General features: G+C 46.0%; 14 protein-coding genes. 3 read left to right on the top strand and 11 right to left on the bottom strand.

Translation table 11 applies throughout. The features are described from left to right. Positions 1 to 134 precede the first annotated feature (134 nt). A complete protein-coding gene (gene tgt, locus A8O14_RS09925; protein WP_068949360.1) occupies positions 135 to 1,292 on the bottom strand; it encodes a tRNA guanosine(34) transglycosylase Tgt in 1,158 nt (385 codons plus the stop codon). After that, on the bottom strand, positions 1,289 to 2,335 hold the full coding sequence (queA, locus tag A8O14_RS09920; RefSeq protein ID WP_068949359.1) for a tRNA preQ1(34) S-adenosylmethionine ribosyltransferase-isomerase QueA: 1,047 nt from the start codon (positions 2,333 to 2,335) through the stop codon (positions 1,289 to 1,291). The genes tgt and queA overlap by 4 nt, the downstream gene beginning before the upstream one ends. A gap of 30 nt (positions 2,336 to 2,365) precedes the next feature. On the opposite strand from queA, the gene recG reads away from it, so the two are divergent. Together recG and ubiA are read left to right on the top strand one after the other, a co-directional pair. After that, a complete protein-coding gene (recG, locus tag A8O14_RS09915) occupies positions 2,366 to 4,432 on the top strand; it encodes an ATP-dependent DNA helicase RecG (RefSeq protein WP_068949358.1) in 2,067 nt (688 codons plus the stop codon). An 8-nt stretch (positions 4,433 to 4,440) separates the two neighbouring features. Next, positions 4,441 to 5,304 carry a 4-hydroxybenzoate octaprenyltransferase gene (gene ubiA, locus A8O14_RS09910; protein WP_068949357.1) on the top strand — a complete coding sequence of 288 codons (864 nt, stop codon included), beginning with the start codon at positions 4,441 to 4,443 and terminating at the stop codon, positions 5,302 to 5,304. 1 nt (position 5,305) lies between these two features. On the opposite strand, the gene proC is transcribed toward ubiA, so the two are convergent. Genes proC through A8O14_RS09885 form a run of 5 tightly spaced genes read right to left on the bottom strand, consistent with a single transcriptional unit; the run spans position 5,306 to position 10,830 of the window. Further along, the gene (gene proC / locus A8O14_RS09905) at positions 5,306 to 6,175 is read right to left on the bottom strand and encodes a pyrroline-5-carboxylate reductase (RefSeq protein WP_068949356.1); all 870 of its coding nucleotides are present in this window, start codon (positions 6,173 to 6,175) and stop codon (positions 5,306 to 5,308) included. Continuing rightward, positions 6,172 to 6,897 (bottom strand): YggS family pyridoxal phosphate-dependent enzyme, encoded by a 726-nt coding sequence (locus tag A8O14_RS09900; protein WP_068949355.1) that lies wholly within the window; start codon positions 6,895 to 6,897, stop codon positions 6,172 to 6,174. The genes proC and A8O14_RS09900 overlap by 4 nt, the downstream gene beginning before the upstream one ends. After that, on the bottom strand, positions 6,897 to 8,171 hold the full coding sequence (glcF, locus tag A8O14_RS09895; protein WP_068949354.1) for a glycolate oxidase subunit GlcF: 1,275 nt from the start codon (positions 8,169 to 8,171) through the stop codon (positions 6,897 to 6,899). The genes A8O14_RS09900 and glcF overlap by 1 nt, the downstream gene beginning before the upstream one ends. An 8-nt stretch (positions 8,172 to 8,179) precedes the next feature. Next, positions 8,180 to 9,325 carry a glycolate oxidase subunit GlcE gene (gene glcE / locus A8O14_RS09890; protein ID WP_068949353.1) on the bottom strand — a complete coding sequence of 382 codons (1,146 nt, stop codon included), beginning with the start codon at positions 9,323 to 9,325 and terminating at the stop codon, positions 8,180 to 8,182. Further along, positions 9,325 to 10,830: an FAD-linked oxidase C-terminal domain-containing protein gene (locus A8O14_RS09885; protein WP_191904692.1), complete on the bottom strand. Its 1,506-nt coding sequence runs from the start codon at positions 10,828 to 10,830 to the stop codon at positions 9,325 to 9,327. Before A8O14_RS09885 ends, glcE begins: the two co-directional genes overlap by 1 nt. A 27-nt stretch (positions 10,831 to 10,857) precedes the next feature. Here A8O14_RS09885 and A8O14_RS09880 point away from each other — a divergent pair, with 27 nt between their 5' ends. Then, complete coding sequence (locus A8O14_RS09880) at positions 10,858 to 11,427, top strand: cob(I)yrinic acid a,c-diamide adenosyltransferase (RefSeq protein ID WP_068949352.1); 570 nt, start codon at positions 10,858 to 10,860, stop codon at positions 11,425 to 11,427. Between the two features lie 38 nt (positions 11,428 to 11,465). Here A8O14_RS09880 and A8O14_RS09875 read toward each other — a convergent pair whose 3' ends face one another. From A8O14_RS09875 to A8O14_RS09860, 4 genes are read right to left on the bottom strand one after another with little or no spacing between them, the layout of a single operon-like run. Then, positions 11,466 to 12,590, bottom strand: coding sequence for a 3-deoxy-7-phosphoheptulonate synthase (locus A8O14_RS09875; RefSeq protein WP_068949351.1), 1,125 nt, complete (start codon positions 12,588 to 12,590; stop codon positions 11,466 to 11,468). A gap of 30 nt (positions 12,591 to 12,620) precedes the next feature. After that, the gene (tldD, locus tag A8O14_RS09870; RefSeq protein WP_082913169.1) at positions 12,621 to 14,111 is read right to left on the bottom strand and encodes a metalloprotease TldD; all 1,491 of its coding nucleotides are present in this window, start codon (positions 14,109 to 14,111) and stop codon (positions 12,621 to 12,623) included. 20 nt (positions 14,112 to 14,131) lie between these two features. Continuing rightward, positions 14,132 to 14,965, bottom strand: coding sequence for a carbon-nitrogen hydrolase family protein (locus tag A8O14_RS09865; RefSeq protein WP_068949350.1), 834 nt, complete (start codon positions 14,963 to 14,965; stop codon positions 14,132 to 14,134). Between the two features lie 6 nt (positions 14,966 to 14,971). Further along, a complete protein-coding gene (locus tag A8O14_RS09860) occupies positions 14,972 to 19,105 on the bottom strand; it encodes a YhdP family protein (protein WP_082913168.1) in 4,134 nt (1,377 codons plus the stop codon). Positions 19,106 to 19,108 lie beyond the last annotated feature (3 nt).

Here is a 19,108-nt window from a genome sequence, read left to right as displayed (position 1 = left end):
ACAAAACCTCCGTTAATTACCAAATGGAAACTGCATCATTTTTAGGCTTTAAATAGAAAGCCGTAAACCCGCAATTCTAAACGGTATGGGGCTTTAGAGGTGATTTGAGCAGGTTATTCCCCCTGCTAGGGCTACTAATCCTGCCCAGGTTCCACGCCACGCTGGCGATTAGCGTGGAATTCCTCGCGATAGGCGCTAAAACGGTCTTTGCTTAAGGCCTCCCTGACTTCGGTCATTAGCTGAAGGTAATAAGAGAGGTTGTGGATTGTATTGAGTTGGGACCCCAGAATCTCATTGGCCTTTTGGAGGTGATTTAAGTAGGATCTAGTGAAGTTTTGGCAGGTATAGCAAGCGCATGTAGGATCTAGCGGGCGATCATCATCTTTATATCCAGAGTTGCGTAATTTCAGGTCGCCAAAACGGGTAAATAGCCAACCATTGCGAGCATTGCGGGTAGGCATGACGCAGTCAAACATATCGATACCTAAACTCACTCCCAGGATCAGGTCTTCGGGGGTGCCTACACCCATGAGGTAGTGAGGCATATGTTCAGGTAACTTTGGTGCGGTGAAATTCAGAATTCTTTCAAACTCTGGTTTTGGTTCTCCCACCGACAGACCGCCAATGGCAATACCGTCAAAACCTTGTTGACTGACGGCATCTAAAGAAAACTCGCGTAGGTTTTCAAACATACCGCCTTGGACGATGCCAAATAGACCATTGCCAGTATTAAGCTCTCGAAAACGTTTGAGTGAGCGATCACCCCAACGTAAAGACATTTCAAGGGATGCACGCGCTGTTTTTTCAGATGTGGGTTGTCCTTTGATTTCATAAGGGGTGCACTCATCAAACTGCATGGCGATGTCGCTATTTAAAACCGCTTGAATCTCCATCGACACTTCGGGGGACATAAATAATTTGTCACCATTGATCGGTGATGCAAAGGTGACGCCTTCTTCAGAGATCTTACGTAATGCTCCTAAGCTAAATACCTGAAAGCCACCAGAGTCGGTGAGGATTGGTTTATCCCAGCCCATGAAGCGATGCAGACCGCCATGTTTTTTGATGACATCTAAACCTGGCCGTAACCAAAGATGAAAAGTATTCCCTAAAATGATTTGGGCTTTGGCTTCATTGAGATCGCGTGGTGTCATCGCTTTCACGGTGCCATAGGTTCCGACTGGCATAAAGATTGGGGTCTGGACACTGCCATGCGGAAGATCTAACTGACCAAGACGCGCAGGACTTTGGGAGTCACGCGCCAAAATATTAAAGTGAACGGGTTTGGTCATGTCTTTGTATTCTCAAGTCGGCAAAGAAACATGGCATCTCCATAGCTGAAGAAGCGATATTTCTGGTGAATTGCATGTTGGTATGCAGCACGAATATTTTCCATTCCTGCAAAAGCGCTCACTAACATCAATAGGGTAGATTTTGGCAGATGGAAGTTAGTTAGCAAACAATCTACCGTTTTAAATTGAAAACCGGGTGTAATGAAGAGGTTGGTTTCACCGCTACTCTGGCAAGTTGCCGCTTGGCTTTCTAGGGCGCGAAGACTAGTAGTGCCTACTGCAATCACTCTGCCACCATTGCTTTTGGTTTTTGCAATAGCTTGCAAAGTGGCTTCTGGAATAGAGAACCATTCGTAATGCATCTTATGCTTAGACAGGTCTTCTTCACGAACAGGAGTAAATGTACCTGCACCAACATGCAAAGTAACTGTAGCTTGCTCAACTCCCAAGTTATTCAACTGCTGCAGAATGGGCTCGTCAAAGTGCAGGCCTGCGGTTGGTGCAGCAACGGCACCCGGGTTCTTGGCAACGACAGTTTGATAGCGCTGAGCATCTTCACCATCGGGTTGATGTTCGATGTATGGGGGAAGGGGTAATTCACCAAAACGCTCGAGCAGGACAAAAACATTTTCTGGGAAGCGAACTTCATAAAAGCGACCGTCGTACCCAATCATCTCAACAGGAAAGGTTTCTCCAGCCTGATTATGAATATGAACTATTGAACCAGTCTTAGGCACTTTGGATGCTCGGATCTGAACCCAAGCTTGTTTATCTCCACTAATGCGCTCAATCAGAAGTTCGACATTGCCCCCCGTCTCCTTTTTGCCATGAAGCCTAGCTGGAATTACCTTAGTGTCGTTAAAGACCAATAAGTCCCCTGACTTCATCAGGTTAAGAATGTCCTTAAACTGTCGATCTACAAGCTGGACGTGATCATCCCGATCAGCCTTGACCTCAAGGAGGCGGCTATCAGTTCTATTCGCTAAGGGATGCTGGGCGATTAGTTCGGTCGGGAGTTCGTAATTGAAGTCGGAGAGTTGCATAGCATTACCATCAGGTATGGGATTTTAACGATGACTACTAAGCAAGCGCCAAACACACTGCAAAAAATGGGTTTAGACAGCCCAATGGCCCTTGCTTTGCATCTCCCATCTCGTTATGAAGATGAGACAGAGTTGTGCACGATTGAAGAAAGTCTGATGCAGGGACGGTTTGGCTCGACTCAGACCCAGGGTCGTGTTATTCGAAATCAAGTCCTTTTCCGGCCTAGACGGCAGTTGCTTGTCACTATTGAAGATGACACGGCAAGCTTGCAATTACGTTTTCTGAATTTCTACCCAAGCCAACAAAAGCAAATGGCAGTAGGCGCTCATGTTCGAGTTCGAGGCGATGTGCGTGAGGGTTTTCAGGGGCCCGAGATGGTTCATCCAACTGTCAAAGCCGTTACGCCGGATGCGCCATTAACGACAAGTTTGACTCCAGTCTATCCAGCAAGCGCTGGAATATCGCAATTGGTGATACGTAAGGCAGTTGCTCAAGCATTACGCGATCCGAGTTTGCGGGATAGTTTGGCGGAATTCTTGCCCACGAAGCTCATGGCTGAATTACTGCCGAGTCATGATTGGCCAAACTTGCAGTCTGCAATTACCTATTTGCATCAGCCACCGGCCGATGCTGATACTCAGGCTCTATTGGAGCGCACTCATCCAGCGTGGCGCCGTGTCCAGTTTGAAGAATTGCTTGCCCAACAAATCTCCTTAAAGCGCGCACACGCTATTCGCAGAGAGCGTCACGCACCTAGCTTTAAGAAAGCGAATGAGGGCAATGGTCTTGAGGCGGGGTTGCTAAAAGTATTGCCTTTTCAACTCACTTCAGCACAAGCACGAGTCTGGGAAGAAATTAGCAATGACCTATCTAAGTCATTTCCTATGAATCGTCTCCTCCAAGGTGATGTGGGTAGTGGCAAGACTGTCGTGGCTGCATTGGCCGCTGCACGAGTGATGGATCATGGGTATCAAGCCGCAGTCATGGCGCCTACCGAAATATTGGCTGAGCAACACTATCTCAAGATGAAAGAGTGGTTTGAGCCTTTGGGAGTTCAAGTTGCATGGCTATCTGGCAGTCTAAAAGTAAAAGAAAAGAAATTAGCTCAAGAAATCATTGAGAGTGGTCAGGCACAACTCATTATTGGCACTCATGCCTTGATTCAAGAAAATGTCAGCTTTGCAAAATTAGGTCTAGCCGTAATTGATGAGCAACATCGGTTTGGAGTTCGTCAGCGTTTAGAGATTCAGCAACGCGTTGGCTCTGAATTATTCTACTGTCATCAATTGATGATGTCTGCTACGCCAATTCCGCGTACCTTAGCAATGACCTATTACGCCGATCTAGATGTATCGGTGATTGATGAGTTGCCGCCTGGACGTAAACCGATTGCTACCAAAGTAGTTAAGGCTAGTCGGCGCGATGAAGTAATTAATGGCTTACAAAGTTGGCTTTCAAAAGGATTGCAGGCCTATTGGGTTTGTCCTTTGATTGAAGAGTCCGAAGCTTTGCAATTACAAACCGCAGTAGAAAGCTTTGAGCAATTAACTCAGGCATTGCCAGAATTTAAAGTAGGCCTAGTACATGGGCGCTTGAAGGCAGATGAAAAGGCAGCAGTCATGGCTGCATTTAAGGCCAATCAGATTCAGCTTCTAGTGGCAACTACGGTAATAGAGGTGGGCGTTGATGTGCCGAATGCTGCTCTGATGGTGATTGAGCATGCTGAGCGTTTTGGTTATGCCCAGATTCATCAGTTACGCGGGCGGGTGGGACGGGGCTCTGCAGATTCCGTATGTATTTTGATGTATGCAGAACCCTTGTCTATGGCAGCTAAAGAGCGTTTACAAACCTTGCGTGAGACCTCTGATGGTTTTGTGATTGCTGAACGTGATTTATCCCTTCGTGGTCCCGGCGAGCTTTTAGGAGCTAAGCAATCTGGCGATGCGATGTTGCGTTTTGTGGATTTGCAGCGAGATGCTTGGTTGATTGAGCTTGCTCAGCAGGCAGCAGAGCGGTTATTGGTAAACCATGCTGACATTGTTGAGCGTCACTTAGAGCGATGGCTGGGATCTAGAGCAGAGTTTCTGAAGGCATAATTGCGGCTATGTCATTGAACGATCGACTTAAAGCTTATGCTTATCTCATCCGTCTAGATAAGCCGATTGGAACGCTCTTGCTCTTATGGCCGACTTTATGGGCTCTATGGTTAGCAAGCTCCGGAATTCCTGATCTCCATATCTTGTTTATTTTTATTGTCGGCACTTTCTTGATGCGAAGTGCTGGTTGCGCTATTAATGATTACGCAGATCGCGACTTTGATCTTCATGTTCAAAGAACTCAGGGACGTCCAGTAACTAGCGGCAAGATTTCTGGGAAAGAGGCGGTTGCAATAGCTGCTGGCTTGGCTCTAATAGCTTTTCTATTAATTCAGCCGCTTAACACTTTCACCAAGCAGCTTTCAGTACTCGCATTATTGGTGGCTTTCGTTTACCCCTTTACTAAGCGCTTCTTTGCCATGCCGCAGGCGGTGCTCGGAATTGCATTTGGTTTTGGTATTCCAATGGCTTATGCAGCAATTTTAGATTTCATACCTCTAGAAGCTTGGATCTTATTTGTGGGGAATATATTTTGGGCAATTGCATATGACACGGAATACGCAATGGTCGATCGTGATGATGACTTGCGTTTGGGTCTGCGTACTTCAGCAATCACTTTTGGAAAATATGACGTACCAGCTATTGGTGTGAGTTATGCGATCTTATTTCTAAGTCAACTCTGGGTAGCGCAACTCGCTGACTTGAGTAACTACTTTTTGGCTGGATGGTTTATGGCTTTAGGCTGTGCGATTTATCACATCAAACTTGTCTCCAGCAGGAGTCGAGACGAATGTTTTCTAGCTTTTCGTCACAACAATTGGCTAGGCGGATTTTTATTCTTAGGAATTGTGCTGGGCCTCAGCATTTACTAAGCTAGTTTTTACCTAACTCATCGCCCATAATTTTGCCGCGCTGACTTGCGGCATCAATCGCTTTTTCAAGAATCTCATGCCAGCTATGCTGTTTCATTACCTCGAGCGCTGCAGCGGTTGTGCCGCCTTTAGAGGTTACACGCTCACGCAAGACGCCAGCATGCTCATCCGAATTATGGGCTAGCTGAGTAGCGCCTTCCAGGGTAGCGTAAGCTAATTTGCGAGCAGTCTGCGCATCCAGACCCAACTTTTCACCTGCAGATTGCATGGCTTCTAAGAAAGCAAAGACATAAGCGGGGCCACTGCCAGAGACTGCTGTGACAGCATCCATCAATTTTTCTTCAGCAACCCAAACTACTTCACCAGCAGCGTTACAAATTGTCTCCGCTAGAGCGCGATCAGATGTATTGACTGCGGCATCAGCAAATAAACCTGTAATCCCCTTACCAATGAGCGCCGGAGTATTTGGCATGGCGCGTACACAGCGTGTGTGGTCTAGCCAGCGACTCATATCTTTGAGTCGGATACCGGCTGCGATGCTCAGAATAAGTGGACCGGGTGCGCTTGCATGTTTGAGCTTGGAAGATAGTCCTCTGGCAACGACATTAAAGTCTTGCGGCTTAACAGCCATGACTACCACATTATTTTTTGAAAAATCAAATGCAATTTGTTCTAGAGCGCCAATACCTTGAACACCAAAATCTTCATACAGTTTTAGGGCAGTCATTGCATTTGCTTCAACAACGGAGATTTGATTGGGCTCAAGTCCATTTGCAATCAGCCCACTAATTAAAGCGCGACCCATATTGCCACCGCCAATAAAGGTAATGTGTGCATTGCTATTGTTTGACATGTTTTTTTGTTGGCTCATTTAGTAATCTTATCGCGCTTCCCAAAAATAGCAGTTCCAATACGAACCATGGTGCTTCCTTCAGCAATAGCAGCCTCTAAATCATCGGACATACCCATCGATAAGGTGTCAAAGAATTGGTATCCGGGGTCTACCAAATGGCTGGACTGAATTCGTTGAAAGCAGTCGCGTACGGCAGAAAATGCTTCCCTCTGAATCTTAGGGTCTGGATTGGGGGCTGGGATGGCCATTAAGCCTCTGAGGGCTATGTTGGGTAGCTTGCTGATCGCATCGCAAAGAGCTTCTGCTTCTGTAAGTGCAACCCCGCTTTTACTATCTTCTTCACTCACGTTAACTTGGACGCAGACTTGTAGTTCTGCCAAATGAGGAAACTCGCCTCTCTGAGTAGACAATCGCTCAGCAATTTTGAGTCGATCTACGCTATGCACCCAATCAAAATGCTGGGCAACCTCTCTGGTTTTATTGCTTTGAAGGGGGCCAATAAAGTGCCACACCAGCCATGGGCGCAACTTTTCTAGCTGCACAATCTTATCAACACCTTCTTGTACGTAGTTTTCGCCAAACGCTGATTGTCCGGCGTGCATTGCCTCTTCTACAGCGGATGCTGGAAAAGTTTTGCTAACGGCTAAGAGTTCAATACCTTCGGGCTCGCGCTTTGAAGCTAGGGCGGCTAACTCTATGCGATTTCTAACCTGAATGAGATTGACAACAATCGAGTTCATTAAGCCTTAGCTTGTTTACTAATCAGTTGATCTACGATTTCAATCCAATGAAGCACTGGTGTGTCATCCTGTTGGAGGTGGGTAATGCACCCAATATTTCCAGAAACAATCACATTAGCTCCTGACTCTTCGCAGGCCGCATTTAAATGGGCAAGCTTATTCTTGCGCAATTTCTCCGAAAGCTCTGGTTGGGTCACGGAGTATGTGCCAGCAGAGCCGCAGCAGAGGTGACTGTCATTACATAGACGCACACCAATGCTTAAGCCGGATAACAAGCCCTCAACCTTGCCGCGTATTTGTTGGCCATGCTGCAAAGTGCAGGGTGGGTGATACACCACGCCCGGCTTTTGGTCAGAGCCAATAAGTTGTACCAGCTCATTTTGAAGTGCGGGCAAAATCTCCGCGATATCTTTAGTTAACTCAGAAATTTTCTTGGCTTTAGCTGCATATGTAGAATCATTTGCAAAGAGATGGCCATAGTCTTTGACCATGACACCGCATCCAGATGCAGTCATCACAATTGCTTCAACGCCTTGCTCAATAAATGGCCACCAAGCATCAATATTTTGCTTGGCGTTATCAAGGCCACCCGTCTGATCGTTCAGGTGATAGCGTAATGCACCACAGCAAGTTGCATTGGGTGCGCTGATGAGTTGAATTCTGAGAGCATCTAAAACACGGGCAGTTGCTGAATTGATATTAGGTAGCATGCCTGGCTGAACACAACCTTCCAGAACAAGCATCTTGCGATGATGTTGTGTACTCGGTCTAGCATAAGGATTTGTTGCTCGATCCAAAGCTTTATTTTTAGTAAGCGGAATCTTGCGTTTGATACCGCTTGGCATCAATGGGCGCACTAAGCGACCCAATGCCATCGCTGAATTAAATAATGCTGGCTTAGTTAAGCCTTCTTTAAGAGCCCAGCGAGTCATGCGTTGACCTAGTGGACGATCAGGCGTGTTTTCTTCAGCCCATTTACGGCCAATATCAATTAAGTTGCCATATTGCACACCGCTAGGGCAGGTGCTTTCGCAATTGCGGCAAGTCAAGCAGCGATCTAAATGTAAGCGGGTCTTTTCAGTTGGCGCTTGACCTTCGGCGATTTGTTTAATGAGGTAGATGCGACCGCGAGGGCCATCGAGTTCGTCACCCAAGATTTGATAGGTTGGGCAGGTCGCAGTACAAAAACCACAGTGAACGCATTTACCCAGAATGCGGGCAGCCTCTATGCCTTCTGGCGTATTGGCAAATTGAGGGGCGAGTTGAGTTTGCATAGGAATACTTATGGAAGACGTTTAGTGGCAAATACGCCGGCTGGATCAAAGGCAGATCTTAGACGTGCTTGAACTGCTTCAAGCGCTGAAGAGTGGGCTTGTTCACTAAGTAAAGTGAAGCGCTCAAACAATGGATCTACATTAGTGCCTTGCTTAAAGCGGGTTGCATGACCACCATGACTACTAGCAATTTTTTTGATTGCAGCAAAAGTAGCTTCATCACCAGCAGCCTTGATCCAGCGTTGCTGACCATGCCACTCGAAAACCAGATCATCGATTGAGTCTAAAACGGCGAGCGGACCGCAGGCAGCGGGGAGCGCTAAACGATACAGTGTTTGATCGGCGCCAAGATTGGTAAAAGAAGAAAGTTTTTGCTCACGCAAATCCTGCCAAAAAATTTCAGCTGCCTCAGGATCCATTTCCTTGGCAAGAACTAAAGAGCTCATTAAAGGAATCGCGGCCTTCACCGCAGCTATGGCGCCTGCTAGGCGAATCGTGAGCTCACCATCACCACCTTTTTCTTTGCCAATCCAACAGCTTGCCGATAATGGTAGCGGTTGGCCAGCCCATTCATTGAGAATCTTCAATGCTTTTTCTTGGGAGATATGGCAACGCAATGTGGCAGTTGCCGCAGGCTTTGGTAAAACCTTCACAGATGCTTCAAGCAATAGAGAAAGCGTACCCAAAGAGCCCGGCAGTAAACGAGAAACGTCATAGCCTGCTACGTTCTTCATGACTTTACCGCCAAATGACAAATCCTGACCCTTACCATCCAAAATACGTGCACCCAAAACAAAGTCACGGAAATTGCCAACACTAATACGACCCGGACCGGCTAATCCAGCGGCAATCGCACCACCAAACGTAGCATGTTCACCAAAGTGCGGGGGTTCAAATGCAAGTACCTGATTTTTTTCTTTGAGGGTGGCTTCAATTTCTTTTAGTGGTGTACCAGCGCAGGCAGTAATTACCAACTCTTCAGGTTGATATTCCAAGATACCTGAATATGTACGAGCATCTAATTTAGTGAATTGATTCGGATTACCATACCAAGACTTCGTGCCGCCACCTGTAATAGAAAGCTTGGTTTTATTTTTGGCAGCGTGAAGAATCTGCTCGCGAAAGACATCGATGGTTGAATTAGCAGCTGTCATCAAAAACGCTCCAATTCTGGGTGGGGCAGGTTACCACCACTAATACGCATGCGACCGTATTCAGCGCAACGATTCAAAGTTGGAATTGCTTTATCTGGGTTGAGTAGTTTTTCAGGATCAAATGCCGCTTTGACACCCCAAAAAGATTCACGCTCACCTTCGCCAAATTGAACGCACATCGAATTAATCTTTTCAATACCAACACCGTGTTCACCAGTAATGGTTCCACCCAACTCAACACAAGCTTCCAGAATTTCTGTTCCAAATTCTTCTGCACGGTGCCATTCATCTTGATCGGCGCCGTTGAATAAAATAAGGGGATGCATATTGCCATCACCAGCATGGAAAACGTTTAAGCAGCCAAGACCGTATTTCACTTCCATGCCCTGAATACGCTTGAGTAAGGTTGCAATATGACGGCGTGGAATCGTGCCATCCATGCAGTAGTAATCAGCGGCTAAACGACCTGCAGCAGGAAAGGCGTTCTTTCGTCCACTCCAAAACTTCAAACGCTCAGCTTCATCTTTTGAGATCTGAATGCCAGTAGCGCCAGCTTGCTCTAAAACCTTAGTCATACGTTCAATTTCTTCAGCAACTTCTTCAGGCGTACCATCAGATTCGCAAAGCAAAATTGCCGCAGCATCTAGGTCATAGCCTGCATGAACAAATTCTTCTACTGCGCGAGTAGTTGCTTTGTCCATCATCTCAAGTCCAGCGGGAATAATGCCGGCAGCAATAATCGCGGCTACTGCGTTGCCACCTTTTTCAATATCGTCAAAGCTAGCCATGATGACGCGTGCCAACTTGGGTTTAGCAACTAACTTCACGGTCACTTCAGTAACCACGGCAAGCATACCTTCACTACCCATTATGATGGCCAGCAAATCTAATCCCGGCGAATCTGGGGCGAGACTGCCAAACTCGACAATCTCACCATTCATCAAGACGCCACGAACACGCAAGACGTTATGTAGAGTCAAACCATACTTCAAGCAATGCACGCCCCCAGAGTTTTCATTCACATTGCCACCAATAGAGCAGGCAATCTGAGATGAAGGATCTGGTGCGTAATACAAACCTAAATGTCCAACAGCTTCAGAGATGGCCAAATTACGCACACCTGGCTGAACTACTGCGGTACGAGTAAATGGATCGACGCTCAAAATCTTTTTTAACTTAGCCAATGAAAGTACAAGACCTTGAGAAATCGGCATGGCACCACCTGAAAGGCCCGTTCCGGATCCGCGAGGTACTACTGGAATTTGCATCTCAAAACAAATCTTGAGGATTTGAGCTACTTGCTCTTCCGTTTCAGGCAGGGCAACAGCCAATGGTATGCGACGATAGGCTGCCAAACCATCACATTCATAAGGAATCGTGTCTTCAGGCTCCCAAAGCAGTGCATATTCCGGGAGGATTGGGCGTAAGGCCTTAACCAGTTTGGACTGAAGGGCGCTAATAGCGGCCAGATCGGGGGGCGGGGTCACCATATTCATGACAATCATTTTAGCCATTTACCTATAATTAAGCTCATGGGAAATCGACTATCAAAAATCGCCACCAGAACTGGTGATGCTGGCATGACTGGCCTTGGAGACGGAAGTCGCGTTGAGAAGGATCATTTGCGTATTTGTGCCATGGGTGATGTCGATGAGCTCAACTCAGAAATCGGTGCTTTGATGACTGAAGCGATCCCAGAAAGTATTGCTAACGAGTTAAAAACCCTCTTTTTGCAGATCCAGCACGATTTATTTGATTTGGGTGGTGAGCTCTGCATTCCGAATTACAAATTGCTCAATCCAGATCATGTAGCTCAATTGGATGTTTGGTTGGAGAAGTACAACAAGCAACTTCCTCCGCTAACTGAATTTATTTTGCCAGGTGGTACGCGTGCTGCTGCTCAAGCACACGTTTGTCGCACCGTTTGCAGAAGAGCAGAGCGTTCGATTGTGCGCTTAGGCTGGGAAGAGCCTTTGTATGATTCACCGCGTCAATACGTCAATCGTTTGTCCGACTTACTGTTTGTTATTGCGCGCATTCTGAATCGTGCAGCGGGTGAAACAGATGTGTTGTGGAAGCACGAAAAAAAAGAGACTAAATAAATTAGCCTCTTTTTAGTAGTTACTCGATTAACAATACATTACTTCTTCTTGCTTCTCCGTTTTTTGACTGCATTTGCAAGACGCTCAAGCACCTTAACTGAATCATCCCAATTAATGCAAGCATCAGTAATGCTCTTGCCGTACTCAAGCTTGCTAGGATCATCTTTTCCAGGTGTAAATTTCTGAGCACCATCATTGAGGTGACTTTCCACCATAACGCCAAAAATTTGATGTGAACCAGATTCAATTTGCTTAGCAATGTCATCGGCTACAACGATTTGACGTTCATGTTTTTTGCTTGAATTGGCGTGTGAGAGATCAACCATCAAACTGCCGCGAAGCTTGCCAGCTTCTAGCTCTGAGCATGCAGCCTCGACAAATTTGGCCTCATAGTTAGGCTCTTTGCCTCCGCGCAAAATAACGTGACAATCCTTATTGCCTTTAGTTTCCACAACAGATACTTGGCCGTTTTTATGAACGGATAAAAAGTGGTGAGGACGCCCTGCTGCTTGAATTGCATCGGTAGCAATTTTGATATTGCCATCAGTGCCATTCTTAAATCCGATTGGCGCAGATAAACCTGAAGCAAGTTCACGGTGTACTTGGCTTTCGGTTGTGCGTGCGCCAATTGCACCCCAAGAAATCAGGTCGGCAATGTATTGCGGAGAAATGACATCTAAGAATTCGCTGCCCGCTGGCATGCCGAGGCGGTTAATTTCCATTAAGACTTGGCGAGCAAGACGCAAACCTTCTTCGATACGATAAGACTCGTCGAGGTAAGGGTCATTAATCAAACCTTTCCAGCCAACTGTAGTGCGTGGTTTTTCGAAATACACACGCATCACAATCTCTAATTCACCAGCAAAGCGATCACGCTCGGCTAAGAGTCTTTGACAATATTCCAATGCTGCTCTTGGATCATGAATCGAGCATGGTCCAATAATGACAAGCAAACGATCATCTTTGCCGTGAATAATGTCGCGGATTTTTTTACGGGTTTTGCTGATCAACGCTTCCGTTGGAGTTCCAGAAATCGGAAAGAAGCGAATTAAATGTTCTGGCGGCGGCAGAACGGAGATGTTGTCAATGCGTTGATCGTCGGTATCCGACGTTTTATCAACGGCGGAGTACCAATTAGCGGGATTCGTATTTTGTTGGCTCATACGGTTATTTTAAGCCGTAATTTGCCAATTTCAGGCGGTGCCGCCAACAGTGAGGCTGTCGATCCTTAAAGTGGGCTGTCCAACCCCGACCGGTACGCTTTGACCTTCTTTGCCACAAACCCCGACCCCGCCATCTAATTTGAGGTCATTGCCAATCATGGAAACCTGTTTTAGGGACTCAGGGCCACTGCCGATGATGGTGGCGCCTTTGACGGGATATTGGATTTTTCCGTTTTCAACCCAGTAAGCTTCTGAAGCGGAGAATACAAATTTTCCGCTAGTGATGTCCACTTGACCGCCGCCAAAGTTGACTGCATAGAGACCTCGTTTGATACTCGCTACAATTTCTTGAGGGTCATCCTTGCCAGCCAGCATATAAGTATTGGTCATGCGTGGCATTGGCAGAGATGCAAAACTTTCGCGGCGACCATTGCCAGTAAGAGGCATATTCATGAGTCGAGCATTCAAGCTGTCTTGAATATAGCCCTTCAGGATCCCATCTTCAATGAGGGTAGTGCATTGAGTCGGGGTGCCTTCGTCATCAATGTTGAGTGAGCCCCTGCGTCCAGATAATGTTCCATCATCAACTACGGTAACCCCTTTGGCAGCAACACGTTGGCCGATGCATCCAGCAAAGGCAGAAGAACCTTTGCGATTGAAGTCACCCTCTAGGCCATGGCCCACAGCTTCATGTAAGAGGACTCCTGGCCAACCAGGACCCATCACTACCGTCATTGGACCTGCAGGTGCAGGGCGTGATTCAAGATTAACGAGCGCGCCATCAACGGCTTCATCAACGTAGCGATTAATCAATTCAGTATCAAAGTAACGATAGTCATGGCGTGCGCCGCCACCCGAGGAGCCAGATTCGCGACGACCGTTTTGTTCTGCAATCACATGCACAGACACTCGAACCAGTGGTCGAATATCTGCTGCTAGTAATCCATCTGCTCTAGCCACAAGAACAACGTCAAACTCACCGGCCAAACTTGCCATTACCTGAATGATGCGTGGATCACGGGCTTTTGCGCGACGTTCGATGCTTTCCAGTAAGGCAATTTTTTCTTTGGGTTGTAATGATTCTAAGGGGTTGAGATCGGAATAAAGTTTGTTTGAAACAGGATTAAATAATTTGCTTGCCACAGCCTGTTTGCCGCCTTCAGGACCAATGACGCGCGTGGCTTTAGCAGCTTTACTCAAAGCGTCTAGGTTAATTTCATCCGAATAGGCAAAAGCAGTTTTATCGCCGTAGATGGCGCGAACACCAACACCTTGATCAATATTGAAGCTACCAGATTTAACGATGCCTTCTTCAAGACTCCAGCTTTCACTACGTGTATGTTGAAAATAGAGGTCTGCATCATCCAAACGATGAGAAAACATATTCCCAAATGTACGATGAAGATCTTGCTCTGTTAGGCCGGTCGGTTCTAACAAAATAGATTTGGCTAATTTAATGAGGTCTGCCTGCTTTTTGGCTTTTGTCCAATTTGCTGGAAATAGTGCTTCTGGTGCGTTCATGTGATTCGGCAGATCTTTCCTTAAAGCTTGCGATGTGCAAGTGCTGGTAACTGAGAGCGTACCTCGTTTAATTTTTCTTTGCATAAAGTACCAGAAATAAAGCCCTCTCCTTCAGGTAGGTCAGCCAATACACTACCCCATGGGTCAACTAGCATGCTATGCCCCCAAGTGCGCCTTTGATTCAGGTGCGTTCCACCTTGTGCTGAGGCCAAGACGTAGCTTTGATTTTCGATAGCGCGAGCACGTAAAAGAATTTCCCAATGTGCTTTGCCGGTTGTGTATGTAAAGGCAGCAGGAATGATGTGGCAATCTACGGCACCCATTGCTCGGTAAAGTTCTGGAAATCTCAAGTCATAGCAGATGCTCAGCCCAAAAGTCCAGTCATGATTGTTGTGAGAAATTGTGAGGACCCCCGGCGAATTACCCGCCTCAATCGTTTCAGATTCTTGGTAACGCTCGGTCTGAGTTTGATAGCCGAAAAGATGAATTTTGTCGTAACGTCCAATTCGCTGTCCAGTCGGATTAAAAGTCAGCATGGTATTTAGTACTTTGCCAAGATCTTTTGCTTCTAGTGGAATCGTTCCTGCTACTAAAAATATTTGATTTTCTTTAGCAAAACTCGCTAGTTGCTCTTGAATTGGGCCGTGACCAAGACTCTCCCGAGCCCGCACTTTGTCAGTATCTTTCAGGCCCATTAAGCAAAAGTATTCCGGTAACACTACAAGCTTGGCTCCAGCGCGTGTGGCTGCACGAATAAGTCTACCTGCGGTATTTAGGTTTTCCTGTAGATCAGGAGTAGAGACCATTTGTACAGAAGCGATTTGTAGTTCAGTTGTATTTGTTAGTGTGCTCATCGGAATCTAGTTAGTCGCTTTAGGGATGTTTCCAGAAGTATTTGGATTGCTTGTGCTTGGCGTATTGCTTGAGTTAGGTTTACTTTGTTCTTTGAGCAACTCTTTGCTGCGAATGCTATCGAAGGTCTTCGAGTCAATAGGTTGGCCTTGTTGGTTCAAAGGAATCACTTCGGGATCTTCCCAAGATCCTTGTACCAAGTAATCTGACTGTAAGCTGCGATTGATTTGACTGGTGAGCAAGTACTGCCCAACTAAGGCCCCTAAGCCGACAATGGGGTTGATGGCAAAAGCAGCTAGAGATCCAGCAGTGGCATCAATGGTTGGGAAGATGGTGATGCGTAAGTCTTGGGTTTGTTTTGGAATATTAATTTGACCGCTCATGGCAACACGCGCTTGATCTAAATTCATATTAAATTGCTGGGTTTGCGCAATGCCATTGCCAATATCAAAATTACTGGTAATAGAGTTGAAGGGCGTTCCCTTAGTAACAATGTTGCCAAGACTGCCTTTGAGATCTAGCGTTGCGAATCTAAATAAACTTTGTAGGCTTAGAACATCCAGAATTTTGGCGCCACTGGTATTGACCTCAAGCAGTCGACCTTTTTCAAGATTCAAGCTCGCCTTGCCTGTGAGTGTTTCATATTTGGGGTTATAAGGAGAACCATCCCATTCCACATTGGCGGTGACATTGCCTTGACCACCTTCGATGGATTTTTGAGTAGACCAGTGAGCAATAATTTGGCCGGCATCTTTCACATCCATATTGATGTTGAGGGTGGTGTGATCCACAGCATTTTTTGAGTTTCCACGCCACTGGCCGTTAATTGATGTGACTCCCTGCGGGTTATTGGCTTGGATTGAATCCATTTTTAATACGTTGTCATTTGTATTTGTCTTAATCTTCAGCTGACCGAGCTGAGCTCTTGACCAAGAAAAATCTTCAATCGTGAGATCTAAGCTCGGGATTGATTCGGGGTTAAGTGATTTCTGGGCGATGGTATTCGTCTTAGTGGCGACCTCCGGGATGGGGTCGGGAAGCTTTAGCTTTATTAGGCGTCCAGATACAAGGCCGCTGGTATGTGCCTTGCTAGCTTCTTGATATTGAAGCTGCCCAGAAATCTGGGGTGATATGAGTCGTAAGTCCCATATATTCTTTTTGTTGCTAGCTGATATGTTGAAATCCTGCCAATAGCGATCCATCGCAGTGAGTTTCTTAACTTGGGCTGTTATTTGAACATTGCCCGTATTTGTCTCAGATCCTTGATCCCGAGCAACCTTCTTATTGCCTAAGAAATCTTGCCAGGCATCGAGATTCAATTCATTGCTAGCTAGGTTCAAGTGAAAGCCTTGCTGCGGTAGGGTGGGCATCGCGCCCACTCCGAGGCTATAGCGCAATTCATCATCACGGTTAATGACGCCTTGTATGGCATAGAGGTCACCAATTTTTCCGGACCAGCTCGCACGATTCGGGCTGGACTTATCGTTGGTGAAAGTCTTCACATTGAGTTCAGCACTCATTGGCGAACCTGCTAATTTTTTAGCGGGTGCAGGTGCATTTAGCGACCAATTTTTCAGATCAAAACGTAGGTTAGATTCGCTACCAAATTTATTGAAGCTGATAGCCCCATCGTATTTGATGGAACCATTCATGGCATTCAATATTGGATTTAATGCTGAGCGAGGGTTATTTGCAAAATAATCTTTTACAAAATTTGCTTGTATGTCACCAGCGATCTTGAAGTGTTGATTATGGTTACTCTGATCTGCACTGGTGATTTTGATAGAGCCGCCCAAGAAGTTTGCAGAAACATCCTCAAACTCCGGGTTGGCTTCAGTAATGCGAATAGTGCCTTTAAGATTTTCAAAAGGGGGTATGTCAGCCCATTCTGCTTTATTGCCAGGCAGGTCGAGTTTCAAACCAAAACTAGTATCAGCAGAGCCAGAGAGTGGAACCTTAAGGCCGAGGTTTATATTGACCGGCCCACTGACGCGAAGATTTTGCTCAAGCTTGCTTTGTTTTTTTCCAGCGGGCGAGGCATAAAAATACTCAAGCAACTGCGGCGCATCACCACTTGCTTTGCCATTTACGCTAAGTGTTAATTGATTTGCGCTAACGTTAGGGATTTCTGCGTGGAATGTATTGAGTGCAACTTGTTTGTAATTTGCATTAGCAATGTCTACTGTGAAATGAGAATTTGCCATTGCAATGTTGCCATTGACATTGCTAAAGGTCGACCAGGTGCCTTGACTACTTGGAAGCGTTGGAACGGGACTAAAGGCTGCGTTTGATATAGGAAGGTTTAGACTGAATTCTCCCTGTTGTTTATCTGGAAATGGGACTTGGTTGGGGTCGCCTTTAATGTGCAGACTGCCATTTTGAATAACGCCCGAGTCGAATGCTTTACTTAAATATACCCTCACATCTTTACCCATTCCAACGGGCAGGTAACGATAGGCAGTTTTGAGATTGGCTTTTTGAAAGTCCATATCTAAAGCCATGAAGTCAGCTTCCTTCGGATTGCCAATGATGTAGTTCAAGCTGAGGTTAGTGGTAATTTCTGGGTTACTTAGAGAGAGTTTCTTGGTATTGATGACCCATTGACCCCTTTGTTTGGCCCAAGTGATTTGGCCGTTTGCGCGATCCAATTGAATCTTTGGATCTTCCAGTAGGTCATAAATCTCCAGCCCAAGATCATTGGAGTTTAGAGAAAAGCTACCTTCCTTTTGGTTGCTGGTAACAAAACCAGAAAGATTGGATACTGAGGGTATTAATTTGTTGACGCCAACAAAGCTCAGATTAATCAGCTGGGCGCTGATGGTGAAATCCAATTTATTGGATTTGAACCAACCTCCAGGAATATTTAGCGCAGATAGCGCTGATTTACTTTCTGACCAATGAATATCTAAGTTCTCAAGATCTCCTTCGGCCTGTGAAGTCTTAATCCATTGGTGCACTTTTTTGGAGAGCGGAAGATTTAATGCAAATAATGCAACATCTTCAACAGAAATCTTTGGAGACGAGAATCCAAATTCTTTGATTTCTCCATCTGCGCCAGGCGGGCGCCAGCGAAATGTCATTGGACTGAGTTTTTCAAGCGGCGTAGACTTTGGGCTACCCATCTCGCGCCAGGCAAATGTTTTAGTCGATATTGCGATGAGGCCATCATCTGTATCTTGAAGAAGATTCGCTTCAAGCCGTCCAAGTGCAATGGCTTCTTCACTTTTTGACGATTGCACTACAAGGTTATCCACTGCGACAAAAAATTCTCCGCCATCAGGCTTCGCATTATCAATTTTTAAGTTGCCATTGGAGCTTAATAAACCTTCTAAGGTATTTAGCCCCAGCTTAAAGTCTTTGGAGATTTGGTTTAGGTCTAAGTCTGTTAGGTTCCAGGTTGCCGTTCCAATCCAGTCATGCCAATTCCCAGCTTGGCCACCAATGTGGTGTACGAAATCAACCTTGACCTCAGTAATGCCTTTGGTCCATGGAGTGGTTGCAGTAATTGAGCCTTGATGGCTTCGTATGCCATTGGTGAGAGATAAATTCAAAACTTCAACCGTACTCAGTGGTTTTTTATTGAGCTGGTCATCCCAATTTAGACTAACCTTACTAACATCAATGGCGTCTTGAGAAAATAGCCAATTCTCCGCCGAGTAATCACTCGTGCCGCTATCAATCTGAATTCCGGCGATCGTAATGATTCCCTTGGAATTCCGTTGCACATAAATTTCAGCATTTTCTAAATGGATCTCATGAAAATATGGCGCGAGGTGGTAAAAAGATTTCCAGCTCAGTTGACCATAAATTTTTTCTATCTTGAGCAATGCTTTTGTTTGATCGGGATTGCTAAAGCGCAATCCATCCATTTCAAAGGCAGGCCGTATTCCGGTCCAAGAAACCCTGAGATCATCAATAGACACATTGACCCCAACGCGTGCGCTAATGAGTTTTTCAACTGAGGATTTGGATTTTTCAATTTGGGGCCACAGAACATAACGAACGCCAAGGTGGCCAATCACAAAAAGAGCTAATGCAATACCGATCAGAACCAGTGCGCGATTACGCCATCCAGCACCAAAACCTGGAGGACGTTTTGCTAACACGCTCTTGAGGCGAGGCGGAATGATCTTTTGCAGCATAGG

The sequence above is a fragment of the Polynucleobacter wuianus genome, from assembly GCF_001659725.1.
GTDB classification, from domain to species: Bacteria; Pseudomonadota; Gammaproteobacteria; order Burkholderiales; family Burkholderiaceae; genus Polynucleobacter; species Polynucleobacter wuianus.
Note: the sequence above shows the minus strand (reverse complement) of the source record. Positions and strands in the feature narration are given on the sequence as shown.

What these genes read in the sequence shown, in the direction of transcription:
- tgt (WP_068949360.1), bottom strand. Translation starts at nt 1,292, where the DNA reads ATGACCAAACCCGTTCACTTTAATATTTTGGCGCGTGACTCCCAAAGT.
- queA (WP_068949359.1), bottom strand. Translation starts at nt 2,335, where the DNA reads ATGCAACTCTCCGACTTCAATTACGAACTCCCGACCGAACTAATCGCC.
- recG (WP_068949358.1), top strand. Translation starts at nt 2,366, where the DNA reads ATGACTACTAAGCAAGCGCCAAACACACTGCAAAAAATGGGTTTAGAC.
- ubiA (WP_068949357.1), top strand. Translation starts at nt 4,441, where the DNA reads ATGTCATTGAACGATCGACTTAAAGCTTATGCTTATCTCATCCGTCTA.
- proC (WP_068949356.1), bottom strand. Translation starts at nt 6,175, where the DNA reads ATGAGCCAACAAAAAAACATGTCAAACAATAGCAATGCACACATTACC.
- A8O14_RS09900 (WP_068949355.1), bottom strand. Translation starts at nt 6,897, where the DNA reads ATGAACTCGATTGTTGTCAATCTCATTCAGGTTAGAAATCGCATAGAG.
- glcF (WP_068949354.1), bottom strand. Translation starts at nt 8,171, where the DNA reads ATGCAAACTCAACTCGCCCCTCAATTTGCCAATACGCCAGAAGGCATA.
- glcE (WP_068949353.1), bottom strand. Translation starts at nt 9,325, where the DNA reads ATGACAGCTGCTAATTCAACCATCGATGTCTTTCGCGAGCAGATTCTT.
- A8O14_RS09885 (WP_191904692.1), bottom strand. Translation starts at nt 10,830, where the DNA reads ATGATTGTCATGAATATGGTGACCCCGCCCCCCGATCTGGCCGCTATT.
- A8O14_RS09880 (WP_068949352.1), top strand. Translation starts at nt 10,858, where the DNA reads ATGGGAAATCGACTATCAAAAATCGCCACCAGAACTGGTGATGCTGGC.
- A8O14_RS09875 (WP_068949351.1), bottom strand. Translation starts at nt 12,590, where the DNA reads ATGAGCCAACAAAATACGAATCCCGCTAATTGGTACTCCGCCGTTGAT.
- tldD (WP_082913169.1), bottom strand. Translation starts at nt 14,111, where the DNA reads ATGAACGCACCAGAAGCACTATTTCCAGCAAATTGGACAAAAGCCAAA.
- A8O14_RS09865 (WP_068949350.1), bottom strand. Translation starts at nt 14,965, where the DNA reads ATGAGCACACTAACAAATACAACTGAACTACAAATCGCTTCTGTACAA.
- A8O14_RS09860 (WP_082913168.1), bottom strand. Translation starts at nt 19,105, where the DNA reads ATGCTGCAAAAGATCATTCCGCCTCGCCTCAAGAGCGTGTTAGCAAAA.